The sequence below is a fragment of the Aquaspirillum serpens DSM 68 genome, assembly GCF_000420525.1.
GTDB lineage: Bacteria > Pseudomonadota > Gammaproteobacteria > Burkholderiales > Aquaspirillaceae > Aquaspirillum > Aquaspirillum serpens.
In genome coordinates this window covers 1-5,339 of sequence record NZ_ATVC01000095.1, presented here as the reverse complement: position 1 = coordinate 5,339, position 5,339 = coordinate 1, and the positions used below count along the sequence as shown (strand labels likewise).

Genomic DNA, 5,339 nt, shown 5'->3' with positions numbered 1-5,339 from the left:
CCTCCTCAGAGCGTATGCGGTATTAGCACACCTTTCGATGCGTTATCCCCCATTACTCGGCACGTTCCGACGCATTACTCACCCGTTCGCCACTCGTCAGCGGACCGAAGCCCCTGTTACCGTTCGACTTGCATGTGTAAAGCATGCCGCCAGCGTTCAATCTGAGCCAGGATCAAACTCTTCAGTTCAATCTCTGTTTAAACTTTTTTTGGTTCCCAAACTTCATTCTTGCGTTTTTTCTTTGTGCAAGCGCTTGATGTCCAAGCGCTTACACCTATCGGTTGTATTCTGTTAAAGATCAATTCAAACAACTTAAACTTGAAAGCTGTCTGCCGCTGCTGTGTTGCAGCGAGGAAGCGAACTATACCCACCTCTCTCACACTCGTCAACAGCTGCAAACAAAAAAACGCTTACTATTTAGCTAACAATTTGTTTTTGAAATTTTTTTATTTCTAAAAAATCCTTGCTGCGATTAGATTCGGACACTGAACCATTCTGTATTAAAATAATGAAAATTCGGCGAAAGCCCGCTGCCATCGGGTTTTCGCAAAAAATCCGCGCCCCGTGAGACCGAACGGAGGCGCATTTTTCTTTCGACTGTTTTTCGAGAGCTATGATGCATAACCTTGCTTCACAACGCGCTTTGGTCGTGTTGTCTGGTGGACAAGACTCTACCACCTGCTTATTTTGGGCAAAACAACGCTTCGCTGAAGTCGAAGCGATTACGTTTGACTATGGCCAACGCCATCGTGTCGAATTGGCATGTGCCAAAAAAATTGCTGAGTTGGCCGGAGTCACACAACATGTCTTACCTATTAATACGTTTTCTGCCATCGGTGGCAATGCCCTAACCGATCCAACCGTCTCACCCACCACCACCGAGGCCACCGCTTTACCGAATACCTTTGTACCTGGGCGCAATTTGATTTTTCTGACTTTTGCTGCGGCTTTGGCCTATACCCGCAATATCGGTCATCTTGTTACCGGCGTGGCACAGACAGATTACTCAGGCTATCCCGATTGTCGAGAAAACACCTTAAAGGCTTTGGAGCTGGCTATCAATTTAGGGATGGATGCACGTTTACAACTGCATACACCACTGATGTTCTTGAGCAAGGCAGACACAGTTAAACTGGCGCAACAAGTCGGTGCTATGCCAGCCTTGGCCTACAGTCATACCTGTTATGAAGGACAACAACCGCCTTGTGGCCAATGTGCAGCCTGTGTCTTACGGGCCAAAGGGTTTGCTGAAGCAGGGGTTGACGATCCTTTACTCAGCCGTTTACAGCAAGAGGGCATACAATAATGCTCACTTTTCATCATGTCGCCAGTGCAGGCTTTGAAGCCGCACGCCAGTTGCCGCAAGCAGCCGATGCCCGCGCACGTTTGCATGGCCATAGTTTTTTTGTCGAAGCCAGTCATGCCCATGATCAGGCTGGGGATTTAGCACAGTTACTGAATATGGCCTGTGCTGAACTCACTTATTCTGACCTTAATCAGCGCCTCGCTAATCCCGATGATTTGCCGTTAGCCCACTATCTACAACAGCAGTTGCAACAACGGGGTGTGGGACATGCCGCCATTCGCCTGCGTTCGGCTCCCGGTCGTGGGGCCGATATCACCGACAGCGGCGAAGGGCGAATTTGGTTAAAAGTGGATTTTTCGGCAGCGCATTATTTACCGCATGTGCCGGCAGGCCATCAATGTGGCCGTATGCATGGCCATACCTTTAGCGTCAAAATCACCGCCCGCGCCAGCGAACATGACCATGCCGCGTTGGAACGCGCTTGGCTGCCACTGTCACTACAACTGCATCATGCCTATTTAAATGATATTGCTGGACTAGAAAACCCAACCAGTGAAAATCTGGCGGCTTGGTTGTGGCCACGCTTAGCAGAACCACTGGCTGGGTTAATCAGTGTCACCGTTCATGAAACAGTCACCGCAGGTAGTCGTTTTGATGGTCAACAATTTCGGATTTGGAAAGAACAGCGTTTTGAAGCTGCGGTGCCGTTCGATCAAAGTGGCCGTTATACCGGCGATAGTTATCGGGTGAATCTGCATCTGACCGGCCAACTGGATAAGGTAATGGGTTGGGTAGAAGATTTTGGCGATGTCAAAGCACAGTTTAAGCCGATTTATCAGCAACTCGACCATCACCCTTTAGACCAATTACCAGCGATTGTGCGTACTGATTGTGCTGGTATTGCTGCGTGGGTCTGGCAACATGCCAAACCCTTGTTGCCTATGCTCAGCCGCGTGGATATTTACGCTGCCAATCAAATGGGCGTGCGCGCCATTGCCAAGGGTTGATATGACTTATACCGTCAAAGAAATGTTTTATACCTTGCAAGGTGAAGGCCGACAGGCTGGACGTGCTGCAGTGTTTTGTCGATTCAGTGGCTGTAATCTGTGGAGTGGGCGTGAACAAGATCGCTCAACAGCACTTTGTCAGTTTTGTGATACCGATTTTGTCGGTGTTGGCCCAGATGGTGGCAAATTTGCGGATGCCGAGGCGCTCGCCGCACGCATTGCCGCCACATGGCAAGGTGTCCCACGGCAGCGGGCTTATGTGGTGTTCACTGGCGGCGAACCATTATTGCAGCTAGATCGTGCACTGATTGATGCCGTTCATGCTCAGGGTTTTGAGATGGGTGTAGAGACCAATGGCACTATTGCCGCGCCAGCAGGCATCGATTGGTTATGTGTCAGCCCAAAGGCGGGCAGTGAGATTGTGCAAACAAGCGGCCACGAATTAAAGCTCGTTTGGCCACAACGTGGTTTCAGTTCACCTCAAGCCTTTGCAGATTGGCAGTTTGACTATTTTTATTTACAACCGCTGGATGATATTCAACAACGCCAACATACCGCCGAGGCGATAGCTTGGTGTATGGCACATCCACAGTGGCAGCTCAGTTTGCAAACCCATAAGTTAACCGGTATTCGTTAATTGTGCTTTTAGGAAAAGGCCCCATGAGTTTACGTCTTTCTGTCTACGGTCAGGGTTTACACGACCATAGTTTATTATCGGTTTTAGCGGAATCGTGTTTGGCCGATCAGGTTGAACAACGCACACCAGACACCGCCGATTTCTTAGGCGATTTGGTTGAGGTGTCGCCTTTGTTTGCGGCGGTGTGTGAAGCAGCAGAATTAGACTATGCACTGTTACCCGCCAACTGTCGTTTTGCTGACTTTGGTTTATTGGTCAGTGATATGGATTCGACTTTGATTGAGGTCGAATGTATCGACGAATTGGCTGATATGTTGGGGATCAAGGCCCAAGTTGCCGCGATTACCGAACGCTCGATGCGTGGTGAACTGGATTTTGCCGCCTCACTGACAGAGCGGGTGGCGTTGTTAAAGGGGCTGCCGGCCAGTGCTTTAGATGAAGTGTATGAACAACGTATTCGTCTCACCCGTGGTGCAGAGACATTGCTCGCTGCTTGTCAACAGCATCAAGTGAAATTCCTACTGATTTCCGGTGGTTTTACTTTTTTCACCGAACGTCTGAAACAGCGTTTAGGGTTGGATTATACCGTTGCCAATACCTTAGAAATTGTTGATGGGCATTTAACTGGCCGTATTCTAGGCCCTATTATCGATGCACAAGCGAAAGCCGATTATTTACACCGCACGGCGGATGAATTGGGACTTTCTTCGGCACAAACCTTGGCGATTGGCGATGGCGCTAATGATTTAAAAATGATTGCTGCTGCCGCGCTTGGCATCGCCTTCCACGCCAAACCGGTGGTAGCAGAACAAGCCGACATGGCTATCCGTTTTGGTGGTTTGGAAGCTCTACCTAAATTGCTGGGTTAATGTGCGTTTAGAAAGGAGTGTTTGATGTTCCCTGCGTTATCCACCGTCAGTTTTGATGCGGTATTACCTTTCTCTTGTGTACACAGTGAAGGGGTAATGCCGCTGTTACGTTGGCAACATGAAGCACGCCTGCTGTTGCGTATCTTAACCGCGCCAGCCATCAGCCAAGATGATGATGACGGACAAACCCGCCTTGAAGCCAAATTAGATTTATCGGTGTATCTACAGCTGTTAGCGCAGCTAGACCCGAATTTGCCAGACTGCGCCTGTCGGGTGGGGATGGAGGAAATCGCTTGGCAATCGGCGGAGGAAAATTGGGGAGTCGGTGATTGCGTAGTCGCCACGCTCTTACTCGATCCACAATGGCCGCTGCCGGTTCATTTGCCATTGGTGATTATTGAAAAAACCATCGACATAGAAACCTCACGGCCGGTGTTCTGTGGGCGCATCGTGGCAGAGTTTTGGGATGAACCGTTACAAGCAGTGTGGGAAAAGTGGGTGTTTAGCCGCCATCGGCAAAGTATCCGCCGCCCCCCTTCCCGCACTTAATTTATACCTAATTTGCCAGCGGCAACGCGGCAATTTCTGGCCGAGCAAACCAATATCCTTGCATGTAATTCACACCCATTTGGTGCAAGGTATTGGCCTCGGCTTCGGTCTCGATACCTTCAGCAATAATCGTAATCTCCAACTGTTGCGCCACCAACAACACGCCCGACACAATCGCCTTCTTCACTTGATTTTGGTCAATGTCACGGGTTAATTCCATATCAATTTTCAACACCTGCGGTTGGAAGGTTGCCAACAGGTTCAGACCAGAATAACCGGAACCAAAGTCATCAATCGCGGTGGTAAAGCCTTGCCGGCGGTATTCATTAAAAATATTGATCAGATGACTGGCATCAGAGATTTTTTCGCCCTCAGTGACTTCAAACATCAAGCGGTTGGCAGGGAAGTCAAAACGCTTGGCCGCTTCTAAGGTAGCGCGGATACAGCTGGCTGGGCGATACACCGCATTCGGCAAAAAGTTAATACTGAGTTTACAGTTGTCTAGCCGGTGCAAACCTAATTCTGCTGCTAATTCAATGGCTTTAACACGACAAGCTTGGTCGAAACGATAGCGATTGGCGTCATTGACTTGGCTTAGGATATAGCCTGCACCTTGCCCCTGTTCACCACGCACCAATGCTTCGTAAGCATAGTGTAATGGTCTAATGTCAGCGGACAGTAAGATAGGGGGATGAAGAAGGTTTTGGAGGAATGGTGATGAAACAAGGGCGCAGGGTATTTGACACGAATTTCAAGCTGCAAGTCGTGCAGATGGTGAAGGAGCAAGGCTTGAGCGTGATGCAGGTCTGCAAAGAAATGCGGTTAGGTGAGACGGCGGTTCGTCGTTGGGTGAAGCAATTTGAAGACGAACAAGCGGGGTTGCCGGGGATCGGCAAGCCTTTGACGGCAGAGCAACAGCGGATTCGTCAGTTGGAAGCCGAGCTGCGTCGCTTACGCGAGGACAACGAAAT

Annotated in this window: 7 protein-coding genes and 1 rRNA gene; 6 read left to right on the top strand and 2 right to left on the bottom strand. The window is 49.6% G+C overall.

Features of this window, described 5'->3' with window-relative positions; translation table 11 throughout:
* A 16S ribosomal RNA gene (locus G465_RS0112440) occupies window positions 1–188 on the bottom strand; the annotation flags it as partial.
* Window positions 189–613: 425 nt separating this feature from the next.
* On the opposite strand from G465_RS0112440, the gene queC reads away from it, so the two are divergent.
* From queC to G465_RS15240, 5 genes are read left to right on the top strand one after another with little or no spacing between them, the layout of a single operon-like run.
* Entirely contained in the window at window positions 614–1,306 is a 693-nt protein-coding gene (gene queC / locus G465_RS0112435) for a 7-cyano-7-deazaguanine synthase QueC (RefSeq protein WP_022654769.1), read from the top strand.
* Entirely contained in the window at window positions 1,306–2,313 is a 1,008-nt protein-coding gene (locus G465_RS16410) for a 6-pyruvoyl trahydropterin synthase family protein (protein WP_022654768.1), read from the top strand. Before queC ends, G465_RS16410 begins: the two co-directional genes overlap by 1 nt.
* Window position 2,314: 1 nt before the next feature.
* Window positions 2,315–2,950 carry a 7-carboxy-7-deazaguanine synthase gene (gene queE / locus G465_RS0112425; protein WP_022654767.1) on the top strand — a complete coding sequence of 212 codons (636 nt, stop codon included), beginning with the start codon at window positions 2,315–2,317 and terminating at the stop codon, window positions 2,948–2,950.
* A 23-nt stretch (window positions 2,951–2,973) separates the two neighbouring features.
* Window positions 2,974–3,819: a phosphoserine phosphatase SerB gene (gene serB / locus G465_RS14765; protein WP_022654766.1), complete on the top strand. Its 846-nt coding sequence runs from the start codon at window positions 2,974–2,976 to the stop codon at window positions 3,817–3,819.
* 24 nt (window positions 3,820–3,843) lie between these two features.
* The gene (locus tag G465_RS15240; RefSeq protein ID WP_022654765.1) at window positions 3,844–4,368 is read left to right on the top strand and encodes a hypothetical protein; all 525 of its coding nucleotides are present in this window, start codon (window positions 3,844–3,846) and stop codon (window positions 4,366–4,368) included.
* Between the two features lie 7 nt (window positions 4,369–4,375).
* Here the strand turns inward: G465_RS15240 and G465_RS14755 are convergent, their stop codons facing one another.
* Complete coding sequence (locus G465_RS14755; RefSeq protein ID WP_281166797.1) at window positions 4,376–5,035, bottom strand: EAL domain-containing protein; 660 nt, start codon at window positions 5,033–5,035, stop codon at window positions 4,376–4,378.
* A 50-nt stretch (window positions 5,036–5,085) separates the two neighbouring features.
* Between G465_RS14755 and G465_RS0112405 the strand changes: the two genes are divergently transcribed.
* A partial coding sequence (locus G465_RS0112405) for an IS3 family transposase (RefSeq protein ID WP_040399794.1) occupies window positions 5,086–5,339 on the top strand: 254 nt, incomplete at its 3' end.

Coding starts and splice junctions, on each gene's coding strand:
- serB (WP_022654766.1), top strand. CDS start 2,974: ATGAGTTTACGTCTTTCTGTCTACGGTCAGGGTTTACACGACCATAGT.
- G465_RS15240 (WP_022654765.1), top strand. CDS start 3,844: ATGTTCCCTGCGTTATCCACCGTCAGTTTTGATGCGGTATTACCTTTC.
- queE (WP_022654767.1), top strand. CDS start 2,315: ATGACTTATACCGTCAAAGAAATGTTTTATACCTTGCAAGGTGAAGGC.
- G465_RS16410 (WP_022654768.1), top strand. CDS start 1,306: ATGCTCACTTTTCATCATGTCGCCAGTGCAGGCTTTGAAGCCGCACGC.
- queC (WP_022654769.1), top strand. CDS start 614: ATGATGCATAACCTTGCTTCACAACGCGCTTTGGTCGTGTTGTCTGGT.